10 protein-coding genes and 1 pseudogene are annotated in these 16,383 nt (G+C 71.2%); 2 read left to right on the top strand and 9 right to left on the bottom strand.

All coding sequences use genetic code 11. The features are described from left to right. Positions 1–394: 394 nt before the first annotated feature. Positions 395–1,642, bottom strand: a complete 1,248-nt coding sequence (locus tag ACFYR0_RS27405) for a macro domain-containing protein (protein WP_389333478.1) — start codon at positions 1,640–1,642, stop codon at positions 395–397. Positions 1,643–2,048: 406 nt separating this feature from the next. On the opposite strand from ACFYR0_RS27405, the gene ACFYR0_RS27400 reads away from it, so the two are divergent. Then, positions 2,049–2,858: a macro domain-containing protein gene (locus ACFYR0_RS27400; RefSeq protein WP_389333475.1), complete on the top strand. Its 810-nt coding sequence runs from the start codon at positions 2,049–2,051 to the stop codon at positions 2,856–2,858. A gap of 95 nt (positions 2,859–2,953) precedes the next feature. On the opposite strand, the gene ACFYR0_RS27395 is transcribed toward ACFYR0_RS27400, so the two are convergent. From ACFYR0_RS27395 to ACFYR0_RS27385, 3 genes are read right to left on the bottom strand one after another with little or no spacing between them, the layout of a single operon-like run. Further along, a complete protein-coding gene (locus ACFYR0_RS27395) occupies positions 2,954–3,652 on the bottom strand; it encodes a TIR domain-containing protein (RefSeq protein WP_389333472.1) in 699 nt (232 codons plus the stop codon). A gap of 12 nt (positions 3,653–3,664) precedes the next feature. Further along, positions 3,665–5,266 (bottom strand): hypothetical protein, encoded by a 1,602-nt coding sequence (locus ACFYR0_RS27390; RefSeq protein ID WP_389333469.1) that lies wholly within the window; start codon positions 5,264–5,266, stop codon positions 3,665–3,667. A 56-nt stretch (positions 5,267–5,322) separates the two neighbouring features. Next, positions 5,323–6,075 (bottom strand): hypothetical protein, encoded by a 753-nt coding sequence (locus ACFYR0_RS27385; RefSeq protein WP_389333466.1) that lies wholly within the window; start codon positions 6,073–6,075, stop codon positions 5,323–5,325. 975 nt (positions 6,076–7,050) lie between these two features. Between ACFYR0_RS27385 and ACFYR0_RS27380 the strand changes: the two genes are divergently transcribed. Continuing rightward, on the top strand, positions 7,051–8,718 hold the full coding sequence (locus ACFYR0_RS27380; protein WP_389333463.1) for a glycosyltransferase family 2 protein: 1,668 nt from the start codon (positions 7,051–7,053) through the stop codon (positions 8,716–8,718). A gap of 289 nt (positions 8,719–9,007) precedes the next feature. On the opposite strand, the pseudogene ACFYR0_RS27375 reads toward ACFYR0_RS27380, so the two are convergent. From ACFYR0_RS27375 to ACFYR0_RS27355, 5 genes and pseudogenes are all read right to left on the bottom strand, one after another. Next, positions 9,008–9,202: pseudogene (locus tag ACFYR0_RS27375) on the bottom strand (IS256 family transposase); the annotation flags it as partial. A gap of 10 nt (positions 9,203–9,212) precedes the next feature. Next, positions 9,213–10,898 (bottom strand): hypothetical protein, encoded by a 1,686-nt coding sequence (locus ACFYR0_RS27370; RefSeq protein ID WP_389333460.1) that lies wholly within the window; start codon positions 10,896–10,898, stop codon positions 9,213–9,215. 159 nt (positions 10,899–11,057) lie between these two features. Continuing rightward, positions 11,058–11,318: a hypothetical protein gene (locus ACFYR0_RS27365; RefSeq protein WP_389333457.1), complete on the bottom strand. Its 261-nt coding sequence runs from the start codon at positions 11,316–11,318 to the stop codon at positions 11,058–11,060. A gap of 68 nt (positions 11,319–11,386) precedes the next feature. Then, the gene (locus ACFYR0_RS27360; protein ID WP_389333454.1) at positions 11,387–13,156 is read right to left on the bottom strand and encodes a sigma factor; all 1,770 of its coding nucleotides are present in this window, start codon (positions 13,154–13,156) and stop codon (positions 11,387–11,389) included. A gap of 233 nt (positions 13,157–13,389) precedes the next feature. Further along, the gene (locus ACFYR0_RS27355; RefSeq protein ID WP_389333451.1) at positions 13,390–16,170 is read right to left on the bottom strand and encodes an AAA family ATPase; all 2,781 of its coding nucleotides are present in this window, start codon (positions 16,168–16,170) and stop codon (positions 13,390–13,392) included. Between the last annotated feature and the right edge of the window lie 213 nt (positions 16,171–16,383).

Raw genomic sequence — 16,383 nt, 5'->3', positions numbered from 1 at the left:
CCTCCCCGGACATCGCGGGTCGGGCGTCCGGCCGTGCTGTCGGAGGCGCAGGCCGCTTCCCGGATGGCACCGGGTCGCGGGCGGTCGATTCGCGCTCGTGCAGCCTCCGCCGTGCTCGGCGGACCCCCGTCGCACAGCCGTTGCGCCATGGGCCCGGGGCCTCGTGGCCGACGGGGCGCACCGCACCGGCCGGAGCGCCTCGGAATCGGATCGGAAGCGGTTGGCGGGTTCCGGCGGAAGCAGCCGGACTGGTCGGGTGGACAGCGGTGAGGCCGGGCGACACAGCGCGCGGCACGGACCGCGGGAGATCCCGCGAAGGGGGAGCTGGGAAATGCGGAGCAGCCCGTCGGTCCGGGGGAACGGCCCGCTTCCGCGCCCGGCCTCGCCTTCGCCGTCAGTCCCCGGCGGGTGCTCCGGGTACGAGGTCGTGGAAGCGCTGCTCCACCGGCGCGAGGTCGGTCCGGGCCAGTTCCTGGGGCCGGATCACGAGACGGAGTTCAGGGGCCAGGGCCCGGTGGCGGCGGCAGGCGTCGATGAAGGAGTCAACGATCAGGGAGGCCAAGTGACCCCGGTCCAGATTCGTGACGCGCGCGAGCCCGGAACCGATCAGCGGGACGGCGACCGGCTTGAACAGGCCGTGGACGGCGACCGACGCCCACAGATTCTCCAGACTGAGCCGCAGGTCAGCTTCACTGGACTTCGCCACCAGATCGTTGCCGAGACGCGAGTACGCGGTGGCGAACACCCGGCGGCCGTCGACCGGTACGACGACGACGGTGCCCACCGGGTAACGTACCCGCCGCCCCGCCGGCTTGGACCGCACGCTCTCGGTGCCCAGTGCCTTGATCTTGCGCAGCCCCACCCGGAGCTTGTCGTCGAGCAGGCTGCGCCGCCCCTCGAACAGCCGCTCGACGAGCTGACTTTGCACGCTTTCACGGCTGATGACGACGTCTTCGACGGTCTCCGTGTCGTAGGTGTCGGAGAACCCGATCACCAGGTTGCAGTCCGATTGGTCGAACAGGTCGCCCCGCACCAGCACCACATCCGCCCGCTGGCCGGGCAGGGGAACACGATGCCGCAGCAGTTCGTCTCCGTGCCGGGCGCGCAGCTCCGCGCGCAGCGTGTCGAGCACTCGGGCGGTCTCGATGTCGTCGGGGTGCTCGTGGGCCAGCTGTTCGGCGACCGGCAGTGCGCGTTCGGGGCGGCCCAAGTCTGTCTGTACACGGACCAGTTCACGCTGGGCCGACTCCTGAAGGGAGACCAGACGGCGGATGAAGGAGACGGCGAACCCCTCACCGGCCACCTCGGCCAGCGGTCGGCCACGCACCAGGGACAGCGCCTCGGTCAGCCGGTGCGCCGCAGTGGCCGGCGGTGCCAGCAAGGCGTCGCTCACCATCGCGGTGAACCGCGCGCTGTCCAGTTCCTCGGGCCGCAGGAGCAGACGGTAGGCGGTCTCCGGGCCCTGCACCGTGACCTGTTGCTCGGTGCGCAGGACGCTCGTTCCGTCGCCGTCCCGGCCGGGGGCCAGCGCGCGCCGCAGCTCCAGGACCCGCTTCTGGACCTCGTTCCGGTGGCGCTGGTCCAGGTGGCGCGGCTCGTCCGCGAGCCCCCACACGTCGCGGCGCAGTTGCCGCACGGGCACCGCCTCACCCCCGGCCACCACCAGACGAAGCAGCAGTCGTACGGTCAGAGGTGTCAGCCGGACCGGATCGCCGCCGACTTCGCATTGGACCGGGCCGAGTACTCGCAGTCGGATACACGCTCTCGCACCGGCCATCCCCGTCGCCCCCCGGCGTATACATTCCACTACTCTGCGTCATCTTGTAGTGGCTGCCAGATTATCAGCAGGCCGCGGGGCACCCGTGCTTTCCGGTGATTCCGGTGCCCTGGACCCGACTGACCCGCTAGGGTCGCGTGGCGCCTCGAGACCGCCCGCCCGGCCGCCGCGCCCGCGGCGGCCGTCGGGCCTGCTTCGCCCGCGTCGCCGAACCGTTCCGCGTCTGCCTCGCGGTACAGGGCGTGCCCGGCAGGTCTTCGTACGCGACACCATGGTGGCGTTCGGCGGGCTGTCCGCCGTGCTCCAGGTCGTGGGCCCGTTCGTGCCGCACGTCGGTTCCGGCACGGCCGTCGGGCTGTCGGTCGGTGCGTGCCTGTGCTGGGGGCTGCTGCGGGCCCGTCCGACGGCCCGGGTGCGGCAGGTGTTCCGGCGCCCGGACATGACGGTGCTGGTGGAGGCGGGCGACGTGTTCGACCGGCCGGCCCATCTCGTGGTCGGGTTCTGCGACACCTTCGACACCCTGTCGGCCGACGGCCGGGTCATCAACGGCGACAGCGTGCAGGCCCAACTCCTCGACCGCGAGTACGCCGGCGACGTGGCCCGCCTGGACGCGGAGCTGAGCGCGGCGCTCGCCGTGGCCCGGCCCGTCGCACGCGAGGCGCGGGCGGACAAACCGCTCGGAAAGCTCGACCGCTACCCGATCGGCACGGTGGCGGTGCTGGGCACCCGGCCGCGACTGGTGTTCGGCGTGGCGTACAGCCGGATCGGCAACGACTACGTGGCCGCCTCCGGTGTGGAGGACCTGTGGCGGGGGCTGGGCGGACTGTGGGACGCCCTGGGCACCCACGCCCAGCTGGAGAGCGTGGCGATGCCGTTGGTCGGGTCCGGGCTGGCACGACTGGGCCATCTCGACCGGGACAGCCTGCTCCGGCTGATCCTGATGTCCTTCGTGGCCCGGTCCCGGGAGAACGCGATCTGCCGCGAACTGCGTGTGGTGATAAGGCCCGAGGACCTGGAAAGTGTCGACATGGGCGAGCTGGCCGCGTTCCTGGACGCTCTGGCGTCGGACCGTGCCCGCTGACGGACGTACGGGCCTGGCCACTCGGTCCGTCAGCGCCCGACGCCGCGCCCGAGGGGACCGGGAGCCTGCGGCCTCCGGTCCCCTCGCGCCGTCCGTCAGGCCAGTCGGCGATAGGCCGCCAGATTCCCGAAGTACGACAGGTCGCGCCAGTCCGGCCGGGTGTCGTCGAGATCGCACCCGGCTCCCTTGAGCCGTTCGACGATCTTGGCGACGGCGGTCTCGGAGCCGTCGAAGTGGACCACGTTGCGGCCCGCGAGGTCGGCGGCGGGCCGCACCTGCCCGAACTGCACGATGATCGTCCGTTCCGGGTATGCCATCAGCGCCATGCCGAGCTCGATCAGCACGTTCTGCCGGGGCTGACCGGTCGGCTGGATCTCGTAGGAGGGCTCGCTGTCGCCGAGCAGCTCGGGATGGAGCCTGGCGATGTCGTCCGGGGTGCACAGGACCAGCGCCGCCTGCGCCTGCGACAGCGCCGTGGCGATGACCTCCCCGAGGAACGGCGCGGTTCCCCCGGTGGCCCGGACCAGCCGCTCCCACTCCAGCGGACGCAGGTCCAGCCGGCGCAGCAGCCCGAACATCGCCGTGCGTACCTCTTCGTCGCGACCGTGTACGACGAAGACGCTGCGGCTGCGGCTGTGGTCCACACGTGCCTGGGCTGCGCGCGCCGCCTCCTGCTGCGCGGACGGATCGGACTGCTGGGGGGTGTTGTAAACGTTGTAGCCGAAGCCTGTGTTCTGCCCGCCGAAGACGTTCTGGTTCCGGTCACCGAAGGTGTGGCCCTGACTCGTGGTCACTGGTCTTCCTTTTCAGGACGAGCCGCCGCCGGGCGGCTGGTGGTTGTAGCCGAAGTTGCTGTTCTGGCCGCCGAAGACGTTCTGGCTGTTGTCGCCCAGCAGGATGTTGGTCTGTGCGCGGTCGTGCTCGAAGAGGTCGACGTCGTGCTCGTCGAGGAACGCACGGATGTTCTGCAGCAGGCGACGCTCGACGATCTTCATGTACTTGGTCGCGTCGGCCTGCTGGAAGAAGTGGTGGTAGCTCTCGCTGGTGGCCAGTTCCCTGACGCTGGCCAGCGCTCCGCAGTTGAGCGAGTGGTTGACGTAGCGTCCGAGCCGGAACTCGCTGGTGTCGGTCACGTCGTCCGACAGCAGCAGCTCCGCCGTCGCCCTCCTGGCCCTCCTGGCCCGCCAGGGCCGGCTCCACCGGGCGGCCCACCCCGGCATGAAGCGCTCCGGGAGCAGCCACAGGGGCCACAGACACAGTGTCATCCACCAGCGCACCATGGCCGTGAGCATGTCCCAGGCCACGCGCACCGCCAGACGCCCGTCGATCGCGCGGGGCAACTGGTCGACGAGGTGGAAGTCCTCGACGAGCGGCCTGAGCACATAGGTGTAGAACTCGGTGTGCAGCGTGTTGCCCTTGATGTCGAACCCGACGAAGATCGAGGTCACCAGTTCCTCGTCCCACGACCCGACGCGCACGCACAGGTATTCGCGGGCGGCGTCGTAGTCCTCCCGCCAGTGGATGCCGGGCAGGTCGTCCCCTCCGGGCAGTTCGGACCAACCGCTGCCGGTGGAGCGGTCGTTGGTGCGGATGGCGGTGGTGTAGCGGCGCTGCTCGACGGTCAGCCCGTCGATCCGCTCGTCGGGGTGGGCCTCGTCGCGCAGATCGGCGGCCATCCGCACGGCGACCTGACTGGTGATCTCACGCACGGTGAACGGGACGACCTGCCTGCGCTCGACGGTGTCGAGGTCGGGCGGTGAACCGTCCTCACTCTTGCGTGCCATGATCCGCGTTCTCGGCGCGCCGAGCAGCAACTGCGCGTTGGACCATGTGCGCAGCGGCAGGCCCGCGCCGACGAAGGGCCGGTATCCGCCGTAGAAGACCAGGCCGCCGCGGCTGGCCTGCTCATGGTCGATCTTGCGGGCGAGTTCGGCGGTGAGCTGTGCGTGCGAGGGGCAGGCGCCGTCGAAGCCGCCGTCCGGGCCGCTCTCCCGCAGCCGGGTCATCAGGATGTGCAGGGTGACGAGTCGGCGCAGATAGGCCGCCGCCCACGGCACCCAGCACAGCGCGAAGTACCCGAGCGGCTGGCTCAGCAGCCCACTGCTCATCAGCAGCAGGACCACGGCCGCCGTACCGGCCACGCAGGCCCACTGGATGCGGTGCAGTCGGCGCGCGGCCAGGGCGTGGGCGAGGACCGACACGGTGTCGTAGCCGAAGGAGGGGGCGACGACCCGGAAACGCCTCTCCAGCAGCTCCCGGATGACGGCGCGACGGTAGCCGGGGTCGAGATAGGTCCCCGCCGACAACAGCCGGGTGGCTCTGGTACGCGCGTACTCACGCTGTCGCGGCGGCTCCTGCGGGGCCGGGCCGGGCGGGGGTGGGGGTGGGGCAAGTGCTTCTGTTGTCATGGTTGTTCAGCGCTCCGCTCATCGGGACGCACCCCTGCGGGTACGCCCGGTCGGTGTCAGTCGGTCTCGACGCCCTTGCCGCTGGTGATCACACCGCCGCTGACGGTGTAGGTGGCGTCGTACGAACGCGTCGTACCGTCCGTGCGAAGGGCGTCGATGGTCAGCCGCACCTCGGGGCCGTTCACGGACTCGATCGTGATGGTGTCCCGCGCGGTGTCGGCGTAGCCGGACACGAAGCTGCCGTAGCTGGACTCGAGATTCCGGCCGCCGAGTTCCCAGGCGGTCTCGTAGTCACGGGCGTTGATCGCGTCGAAGTAGGCGGTGACCACGTCGCCCGGTCCACGGCTCGCGCTCGGCGTCGGGGTCGGGTCCGGGGTGTTGATGGCGGTGTCCTGCGGAAAGGGGTGGCCGCCGTCGGACCCAGTCGTCTCGGGGGTGCCGTAGACGTCCGTCGTGCCGGTGTCGCCGTACGGCCATCCGGGTTCCGTCACCGAGGCCTCGCCGGTCGGCGGAGCGGCTGTGTCCCGGCTGTCCCGGTCGGAGACGTCCGGGCCGAAGGAGCCGGACCCGGACGAGCCGAACGATGCGCCGGAATCAGATGATCCGGTCGGGGCGGAGTCGTCCGTCGGGCCACCCAGCAGCGACAACGTCAGGGCGAGGAGCACAGGCGTGGCGATGACCGCGAGCCCCCAGGTCCGGGCGGGGCCGGTGGGCGGTAACAGCCCCGGGGGGCGATAGGCGGGCGGCGTGTGGTGGGCGGACGGGGGTCCGGCGGGCTCGGCAGGCGGTTTCAGCCACGGGGCGGTCATGGGGTTCTCCAAAGATCACTGCGGTGCGGCGCCCGCCCGGCTGCCCACACGGCGGCCCGCACATACGCGCGTACGCGATGGTTGTGCCGCGGGCCGCGGTGGACAGCACTGCTCGGACCGGCGGTTGATGCATCCGATGCGACCAACTGCGCCGCTTCCGTGGCCAGAACCCAGCTGCTTCCGATCCGCTTCCGGCCCTCCGGGGCCCTTCGGAATGTCCGAATCCGCCAACGCTCCCCGCGGAGACATCACCATGCCGAGAGTCCGACACCGCGGCCCGGCCACGCATCGCCGACCCGGCCGACGCCGCGGCCCTCACTCCCGGCTTGCGCAGACGCCCCTCCACCAGGGTCTGCGGGCGCTCCACCACCCACGGCACCCTCTTGGCCGCCCGCGCCGCCCGGCGGCGCCACCACGCCCTTTCTCTCCCTCCCCAGACCACCCACGTCCTCGCCCACTGGGCTGACGACGGCACCAGACGGGCGCGAGCGCTGACCCGCACGCCCGTGGACCGCGCCCGCCTGCCGCCCGCTCCTGTTGTGGATCCGGCCGTGCGGCCGGCGTCCGTCGACCGAGCCCCGACTGTCGGCGACGGCTGAGCAGCGAAGCTGGGAGCCCCCTTTCGTAGTGGGATACACGAAAGGTCACCACAGCCGTGATCCACAGCGGCCGTGTCCGTGGGCGGACAGGCCACCCATGATCACGTAGAGCCGCGCCGGCGCGGCAGGAGGCGTCGCCGATGACGCGAGTGAGGGCGAGGGACAAACTCCATTCCAGGTCGAGCTCGGCCTGAACCCGGGCGCGGAGCTCGTGGTCGAGCCGCAGCTTCGCATCGTACGACCGAGGTCCACCAACGGCGCCCGACTGCCAGACTGGGTGAAATCCGACACGCGACTTTCGCCCGGATGGCCTCTCTTGACCGTGCTCCGCTCCCGGCACACCTAGGCTGCCGTCGAAGCCACCCCCGGGAGCAAGATGATCAAGGTCAGCGTCGTCGTACCCGTCTACAACGCAGGCGCGTACATCGAGCGCTGCGCGCCCTCGCTGCTCGGCCAGTCGCTCGGTCCGGAATCGTACGAGATCGTCTACGTCGACGACGGCTCGACGGACGACTCGCTCCAACGCCTCGAACGCCTCGCGGCCCGCCACCGGCACGTACGCATCCTCAGCCAGGAGAACTCGGGCTGGCCTGGCAGACCCCGCAATGTCGGTGTCCGAGCAGCCCGCGGCGAGTACGTGCAGTTCGTCGACCAGGATGACGAACTCACCCCCGAGGCCCTCGAACGCCTGCACCGGCTCGGCGCCCGCAACGGCTCCGACATCGTCCTGGGCAAGGTCACCGGCACCATGCAGGGCCCGAGCCGGGTCTTCAGGCGGACCGTCGAGCGCTGTACGGCCGCAGACGCCCCGCTGTTCGAGAGCCTGACTCCGCACAAGATGTTCCGCCGCGGCTTCCTGCTGGATCACGGCATCCAGTTCCCCGAGGGGCGGGTACGGCTGGAGGACCAGATCTTCATGGCGCGGGCGTACGTCCGCGCCAAGACCGTGTCGATCCTCGGCGACTACCCCTGCTACATCTGGAACCGCCGGGCGGACGGCGGCAACACCAGCGGCAGCGCGACCACACCGGAGGCGTACTACGGCCATCTGCGCGAGGTCATCGACGCCGTCAAGGAGGCCACCGAACCCGGCCCCGAGCAGGACGACCTCCTGCGCCGCTCCTTCCGCGTCGAACTCCTGCGCCCGGTCGTCGAGCCCAGGGTCCTCCAGCGCAAGGGCAAGGACCTGGAGCGCTACTTCGGCGTGGTCCGCCGTATGGCACTCGAATGCTTCCCGCCGGGCGTGCCCGAAGGACTGCCAGCCGTCTCGGCCCTGCGGGCGCGACTGCTGATCGAGGGCCGCCTGGACTCCCTGGTCGAACTCGCCCGCCGCACCCGGCACATCAGACCCCTGCTCACCGTCTCCGACGTCCACTGGGAGAGCGGCCGCCTCTCGCTGACCACGGACCTGCGCATGCTCCGCCCCGACGGCGAGCCCCTCAACCTGCACGAGCACCGCGGCCGGTTCCTGCTCGACCCTGACCTGCTGGCCGGCATCGAGGGCGCCAAGGAGTGGAAGGTCTCCGACCCCTTCACGGCCGCCTTCGGTGACGTACTCGTGCACGACACGGCCCGCGACCTGTGGTGGTTCGACGACACCGAGCTGACGCCCGGCCTGGAGGGCCTGTCGGGGAACACTCACACGGTGGTGCTCCGTGCCACGACCCGCCTCGACCCCCTCACTCTGGCCGGCGGCAACCCCCTGCCTACCGGCACGCATCAGGTCTGGCTCTACGGCCAACTCCTGGGCGTGGGCCGCAGAATCCGCTTCCCCGCGTCTCACATGAGCCTGTGGGGGCGCTCCTTGGGGACCCAGCCGCGCCTGGTCGCCCTCACCCGCACCATCCGCGAGTCCCAACTCACCCTGGCAGTGGGCCGACCCGGCCGTACGGCCCTCCCGGACCGTCTCCTCCTGCGGGCCACGACCGACCCGCGCCTTCGCGGCGCGGTCCAGGACCTGTCCCGCCGCGTCCCCGCCCGGCTCCGCCCTCTGTTCCGCAAGGCGGACCCGTGGGCCAGAGGGCGGTCCACGCAGCACGACTGAACGTGATCAGCGCCGCCTGCCTGAGGGCCGGGCGCCGGCGGAGCACCTCGCTGAAGACGGCTACCACCAACTCCTCGCCGAGGTAGGTCACTTCCTCATCCACCGGCTTGACGCTCACATCGTCTTCGCCTCCATGGAACGCGGCGACATCCGGCACGCGCACGCCGTGGCATCCCGCATGGCCACACCAGAGCGGTGCACGGTGCTGCATGGCGCCTACGGTCCGCAGCAGGTCCTCGACACCGTCACGCAGCTGGACCTGGCCGTCGGCATGAGGCGGTAATGTCGCGATCTCGCCTTCCAGCGCAGACTCCAGGACCCGCTTGGTCAGCTGCTGCAGCAGCCCACCCTGCCCGGTCAGCTGCAGCCCCTCCGACCGGGCCCGCTCCACCAGCATCGCGACCAGCTGCTCGTCGGACACAGGCACAGGCGAACCGGACTGGACACTCTCGACAGGCTCTACCTCGGAGAAGGAAGGAACCAGGGGGCAGGAATCAGGGATTGGTGAGGTTGCTGGTGTACATGCTGGTCTTCTGGCGGGACAGGATGTCCGGCGGCACCTTGCGCAGGGACTCCGATCCGCTCATGAGGTTGTCGAAATCGTTCTCGTGGCCAGAGCCCAGGAGGAGGTGGCCGAGTTCGTGCGCCACGCCGCCCCACGAGACATCGGCGGCAACTATCGCTTCGGGCTTGCCGGGCCGGTGCCTGGCGCAGCCGAGGGTCGTGCCGGTGGTCGACTTTGAAGGCAGCGAGCCGACGACGTAGAGGACCGCATCCGTGTCGGGGACGTCGGGCCGATGACTGAACAGTTCGGTCTGGTCGGTGGTCAGCGGATACCTCTCGTCGCACATGCCTACGTCGACGGTCTTGATCTCGGACTCGGTCTCGGTGTCGCGTAGTTCGAGGTGCCTGAAGGTGACGGTGTCGACGATCACCTCGACGTTGCCGTACAGCGAGGTGACGTCGGCGAGCTTGGCGCGGAACACGGTGTCGTCGCTCGCCGGGCGGTTGACCATAAGGACGTGCACCCGGAAGTGTTCGGTGTCCCAGGTGTCGGTCCCGACCCGGCGGTCGGGACGGACCCAGAAGGCGTCCATATGGCCGGGGCGCCGGGAGATCAGGCTCACGGCTCCTGGCAGGGCGCTGCCCGCCGCCGTGGCGGGTGAGCCGGACCAGCCTCCGGGGACATGGTCGTCCAGGGACAGGGTGTGCAGTCGGTCGCCGGGCGAGATCCAGGCGACCTCCAGCCGCGTGCGGGTGCGCGCCACAGCGGCCAGCGCCCCAGGCTGTGCCGCGCCGGGCGCCGTGATCGGCCAGGGTGCGGGCCAGTTGAGCCGGGGGTTCCAGGCCGTGGTGCCGATCGCGCCGTCGGGGCCGATCCAGAACACGTCGAGCTGATCAGCGCTGCGTGAGACGACGGTGAGCGCCGCTCGCCGCGGCGTGGTCCGGTCCCCCACGAGGACATGCCCGGCGGGCGCGATGGACCGGGAAGGCCAGTTGGCCCGGGGGTTCCACCATGCGGTGGAGACCCCGCCGTCGGGGCGGACCCAGAACAGGTCGAGCTGGTCCCGTACGCGGGAGATGACCGACAGGGCACCAGCCGGGTGGCGTGCCGCGGCCGGGGCCGTGATCGGCCACGGGCGCAACCAGCCGTGCGAGGGGTTCCACGCGGTCGTGCCGATGGCCCGGTCCGGGCCGATCCAGAACACGTCGAGCTGGTCCGGGTTGCGTGACACGGCGGCCAGCGTGCCGGGCAGGGCGCTCCGGGCGCCGGCGATCGGGAAGGGCCTGGCCCAGCGCCGGGAGGCGGCGTTCCACCAGTTGCTGGAGACCCCGCCGTCGGGCCGGACCCAGAACACATCCAGATGACCAGGATTGCGGGACACGGCGGCGAGCCCGCCGCTGAGCGCTCCGACGGAGGCCGAGCCCGGTGGCGCGACCAGCTGCGGATCCCACACCTGGCGGCCGTCGCTCCAGTAGGCGGTGGCGACGGCCCCGTCCGACCGGATCCAGAACAGGTCGAGCTGGCTCGGTCTGCGGGACAGCGAGACGATCCCGCTGGACTCGACGCCTCCGGACGGAGGGACGGCTCGCTCCCGGCCCCACGCGTGCGCTGTCGGCGCGGGGATGAGCGAGATCAGGAGCAGGAAGAGGAGCAGGATGATGTTTCTGCGGCGCATCGGCCGCCTCCGTTCCGGTAGCGCCGCCCCGCCGGGAGTCCGGGCGGGGCGGCGGGTGTGCTTTTTGTCACGGGCCCGCTTGCGGTCGCGGGCTCGGGCGCGGCACCTACGGGCGGGTCGTCCAGAAGGAACGGCCCGCCCGGGTCACGTTCGGGTCCGTCAGCCGATGAGCGTGCGCAGTACGGGAACGGCGGCTCCGCCGCCCAGCAGGCCCGCGAGGGCCGCTCCGGCGGTCGGCGTGCCGCTGAGGAAGGTGAGGATGCTGACGATCAGACCGATGACGACCGCCGTCAGCAGGACGAGCGCTGTGTGCAGGGGCAGGAAGGGGTCGGGGGCGCAGCGCCCGGTCCCAGGCCGGCCCGAGGCCCCGGGCGAGGACTTGCTCGGGCCGGGCGGCCCGGACGAGGACACGTACGACATGTGCTGCTCCGTGGGGACGGCGTGGAAAGGTGACGGGGAAGGCAGGCCGGGTGTGCGGGTGACTCGGATCAGCCGGGCTCGCCGCATTCGTACAGCGGCAGCGTCCCGAGATCGGCGTCCGTGCGGTTGCCGTGCGTGTCCTCCGCCACGGCGTAGAGGCGCAGCTGTACCGTCTCCAGAGGCTTCGGGCCCGTCCGGTAGGCGGGGACGTCGAAGCGGACGGCATCGCCCTCGGCGACGCCCGCGCCGGATTCGTACGTCGCGTCCGTGGGGTGCTGGACGTACAGGGTCAGGCGGAGGATGCCGGAAGGGTCGGATGCCGCCACCCACGCGCTGTAGGTGGTGGGGGTTCCGCTCGGGCCGCAGGTCTGCATCAGCGAGCCGTGGTTGTCCAGGACTTCCTGGCCGACCGCACTCGTGCTCAGCCCGGCCAGGCTGACGCTGGGACCGGTGGTGTCCTCGGCTCCGCCGTTCTCGACGCCCCCGTTCTCGACGCCTCCCTCGATGGTGCCTCCGTCTGTGGTGCCTTCGTTCTCGGTGCCCTCGTTCTCGGTACGGCCGTTCTGAGGCCCTCCGTTTTCGGCGCCTGCGTTCTCGGTGCCCGCGTTTCCCGCGCCTCCGTTCTCGGTGCGCCCGTTCTCGGTGCCTCGGTTCCCGCCTCGCATGTTCTCGATGCCGCCATTCTCGGTGCCTCCGTTCCCGTTGCTCCCGGTGCCTCCGTTCTCGTTGCTCCCGGTGCCTCCGTTCCCAGAGCTGCCGGTGCCGCCGGAGGACGACCCGCCCGACGTACCTCCCTGGGAGGTGATCTCCTCCAGCCCCGGGATACTGCGGATGTCGGGGAGCGGAACACTCCCCTGGCCCTCCTTCGCGAAAACGGCTGCCGCGAGGAGTGCCACGAGGCTCGCCACCAGGACCTTGCCGGCGCGGCGACGCGGCCGTCGGCGAGTGCCTCGGGTGGGGTCAGCCGTCGGTGCGTCCCACGTGGCGCCGCGCCTTCCGAAGCCGGTGGCGTCGCGCTGGGCAGCGGTGTCCGCCTCGTGCCGTGTCCTGCTCCGCCCCTCGGACTTGAGACTCACCGAGTCGCAGACGTTGCGGATCCGGTCGTACAGTTTCGGCGACGGGGCGAGCACCACCCCGGGGAGCCACATGCGGTGCCGCACCTTTTCCCCCACCTCTTGGCAGTCGGCGCACACCTCGATGTGCTCCACTCCGGCCTTTCGAGCCTGAGGGGTCAGCGGCGCGCCCTCCTGGTCGGACGACCTTCCGCATGCCAGCAGCAGCCCCGTGCAGGGCTTGGCCTCCTGCAGCATGTGCAGCAGGAGCAGCGCGTCGCGTGCTTGCTGCCGAGCCCGACGGGACCCCGGGTAGTAGTCCCTGTGCAGTTGCAGGTTCAGCGCCTGCGCCTGCTCGAGCGCCGGCCGGTCCGTGGTGGCGTCGTCGACGGCCGCCGCCATGATGCGCCGTTCCTCATGGTCGAGGGCCTGCAGAAGGCGGATGAAGGCGCGTTGCTCGGTGATCCGGTCCACGCCCGCATCGTCGGCGGGCAGTGTTTCCTCGGGTTCGCCGACGGGTGTCGGCGGCCTCCTGCGGACCACGTCCACCGCCTTACGGGCGACCACCGTCCTCAGCCATGCTTCCGCGTTCCTGATCGGCTTGTCGTCCTTCGCCAGCGCGGCGAACGCGTCGCCGACAGCCTCCTCGGCGTCGTGCCAGTTGTTGCCCAGCTTGGGCAGGGCCGCCTTGACCATGGTGTGCCAGTGGTGCTCCAGCAGTTGCCGACCTGCCTCGTATTCTCCGGCGCGAAACCGCGCCACCAGGTCCCGGTCGTCGGTCGTCATCGCTTTCCTGCCTTTCGTCGCGCCTGGCGGGGGCCGCCCCCACCTTCTCGACGCGCTCGACGGAAAGTCGTCGCCGCACGACCAAGATTGTTAAGGGGCCGTTCGCGGTGGCATCCGGAGAGCCGTGGCGCTGTGCACGCTACGGACCGACGCCCCGGGGACACACCAGGGATCTCCCTAGTCCTGGATGTCTGGTGACAACTCGTCCGAGCCGACGCTCTTGCAGAAGCCGCTCACGCGGGGATGTGGGCGTCGACGGCCAGGCGCCCGGCGAGTTCGACTCGTGACCGAATACGGAGCTTGGTGTAGATGTGGCCGAGGTGGTATTCGACCGTCTTGTCCGACAGGAAGAGCGCCGCGGCCACTTCGCGGTTGGTGTGCCCTTTGGCGACGAGGACAGCGACCTGTGTCTCCCGTTCGGTCAGTACGACGGGTTCACGGCCGGGGCGGGTGGGCGTCTCGAATCCGGCGGCGCGAAGTTCCCGCTCGGCGAGCGCCGTCCACGGATCCGCGCGGAGGCGTTCGAATACCTGTCGGGCGGCGACGAGCGGACGACGGGCGGCACCGCGCTTTCTTCTCCTCCGCAGGAATCGCCCGTAGGCCAGTTCGGTGCGGGCCCTGGCGTAGGGATCCGGCAGTCGCTCGTGGTGCCGCAGGGCCTCGACATAGGCGTCCTCGTCGGAGTGGACGAGCCCTCGGCACCGGGCGCTCACCGCGTGTCCCCACGCGGAGGGCGCCTGCCGGACCTGGTCCGTGAGTTCGTCCAGGGCCGCCTGTGCCCCGGAGTCGTCGCCCGCGGCCAGGCACGCTTCGATCAGGTCGGGCTGGTGCTGCAGGACGGTGGGTTCCCGCAGCCCGGAAGCGGCGACCTGCCGCTGGAGGTCATGGAGGCGGGCTGCGGCCTCGGAGTCCTTGCCGGTGCCCAGTTCGAGGAGACCGAGCGCGGCTTCCATATAGGGGCTGACGAGCTCCGCGCCACGGCCCTCGATGAGTTCGCGAAACCGGCGGGCGTGCTCGGAGCACTTCTCGGCGCGTCCCCGGGCGGCCTCAATCCGGGCCGAGGTGGAGACCGCGTAGGCCTCCAGGACCGGTTGTCCGATCTCGGCGGCGAGGGCGGCGCCTTCGCCGGCCAGGGCGTACGCCTCGTCCCAGCAGCCGGTGCGCAGTTGGGTGTCGGCCAGGACAGTCAGGTACGGGACCAGCCGCTCGGAGGCGCCGATCTCCCGCGCGCACAGAATGGCCCGTTCCAGCAGCGTCCGCGCGGCGGGGAACCGTTCGAGCCACATGAGATCCATCGCGGAGAAGCTCGTCGCCTCGACACCGATGGATAGGGGGTCGGTCGTGGTGAGGTACTTCTCGCAGGAATCGAACACGGCGGCGGCCTCGCCTCGTTGGCCGGCGAGCATCATCGTGTGGGCGCGCATCAGGGCCGCGGGGTGCTCGAAGGCCGAGGCCTCGCCGTGACAGGCCAGCGCGGAGGCCCGATCAGCGGTCACGCGCGCCTGGCCGATCGCGCCTCCCATGCACGCCGCGGCGGCGGCACCGACCAGCAGCGGGACCGCTTGCACCGCCTCAAGTTCTGCGGCGATGCCGACCAGTTGGTCGTGGACACGGCGCGGCGGCCGGCGCAGCAGGAGAATCTGACCGCGTAACCCGGTCGCCCCGGCGCACACCGCCGCGTCGTCGGTGGCGTTCGTCGCGGCCTCGGCCAAGGTCAACGCCTGCTCCTCCCGGCCGGCGAGTTGGGCCACCTCGGCAGCGGCCAGAAGGTGACGGCCCCGGTCGACCGGATCGGCCGAGAGACCGGCAGCCCGCTCGTAGGCGCGGACCGCGGCGGGCAGGGCGCCCCGGTCGCGGGCCCGGACGGCGGTGTCGACCAGCGCCGACGCGGCGGTACGGTCCGGTGCGGCCGCCGCGGCTGCGAGGTGCCAGCTGCGCTGGTCACGGTCCACCGGGCCGGTTCGGCCGGCGAGTGCGCCGGCCAGGGCGCGGTGGGCTTCTCGTCGCTGCTCGGCTCCCGCCATGTGGTATGCGGCCGCGCGCAGCAGCGGATGCACGAACCTCACCCTGCCGCCGGAGCGCTCGATGACGTGCGTTGCCTCGAGCACGCGCAGGACCTCGGCGTCCAGGTCCAGTTGATCAAGCGCCGCCGTCAGGACCGCGGCCTCCTCGGTGAATCCCGCCGCCGCGACCGTCACCGCTCGGCGGCCGGCCTCCGGGAGGCCGGCCAGCCGGGCGGAATAGGCGGTGGTCAGCCGCGGACCGACCGGCAGGGGCCCGTCGGGCGCGTGGGCGGACCCTTCGGCGTCATGCAGGGCGGGCGCCGCTTCCAGCAGAGCCAGCGGGTTGCCGGCGGTCTCCCGGTAGAGCCGTTTGAAGGACTCGCCGTAGGCGGGCATGTCCGTCACGCTCTGCACCAGCTCGGCGGCCGCCGCTGGCCCGAGGCCGGTGAGCGTCACGCTCGGCAGGCCTGCCTGCGTGAACCGGCAGTCCTCGCCGTCGCGTGCCGTGACCAGCACCGCCACCGCCTCGGCCTGTAAGCGCCGAAAGGCGAAGAGCAGGGCCTGTGCGCCGGCCTCGTCCATCCAGTGCCCGTCGTCCACGGCGACCAGTACGGGTGATGCGGCTGCGGCGTCCGTGAGGAGCGTCAACGTGGCCGCCCCCAGGGTAAGCGTGTCCGGCGCTCGCCCCTCCTCCAGCGTCAGGGCGGTGCGCAGAGCGCTCGCCTGCGTCGACGGCAGCCGGTCGATCAGGTGCAGCACGGGACGTACGAGCTCACCCAGCCCGGCGAAGGCCAGTTCGGCTTCCATCTCGATGGCCGTGGCCCGCAGTACCGTCATCCCCTCGGCGTCTGCCACCGCCTCTTCCAGCAACGCGCTCTTCCCGATCCCCGGTTCGCCCCGCACTACGAGAACACCGCTTCGCCCCTGCCGAGCGTCCGCCATGAGTTGCCGCAGACGCGCCCGCTCCTCCGCGCGCGACAGCAGCTCCCGCCGTCCAGGCCCAAGCGTCATCACAGCATCCCTCGCGACCGGTGAACCATCAGTGGCGACGCGCCTACGCCGCGTACCGAGTGTGACGGATTCCCGCGCGCTCCCGCAGGCGAGCTCTCTTACCCAACAGGAGCGGAACCAGGGTCTTTGAGAAGTGATGTTGTGTCCGGGTTCGTCATGCCAGGCCGAGGGCGGTGAGGGGCCGCAGGTGGTTTCGGGCGGTGTGGCGGAGGG

The organism is Streptomyces sp. NPDC005017, from assembly GCF_042873115.1.
In the GTDB taxonomy this organism is placed as follows: Bacteria; Actinomycetota; Actinomycetes; order Streptomycetales; family Streptomycetaceae; genus Streptomyces.
This window is presented reverse-complemented; position numbering and strand designations above follow the sequence as displayed.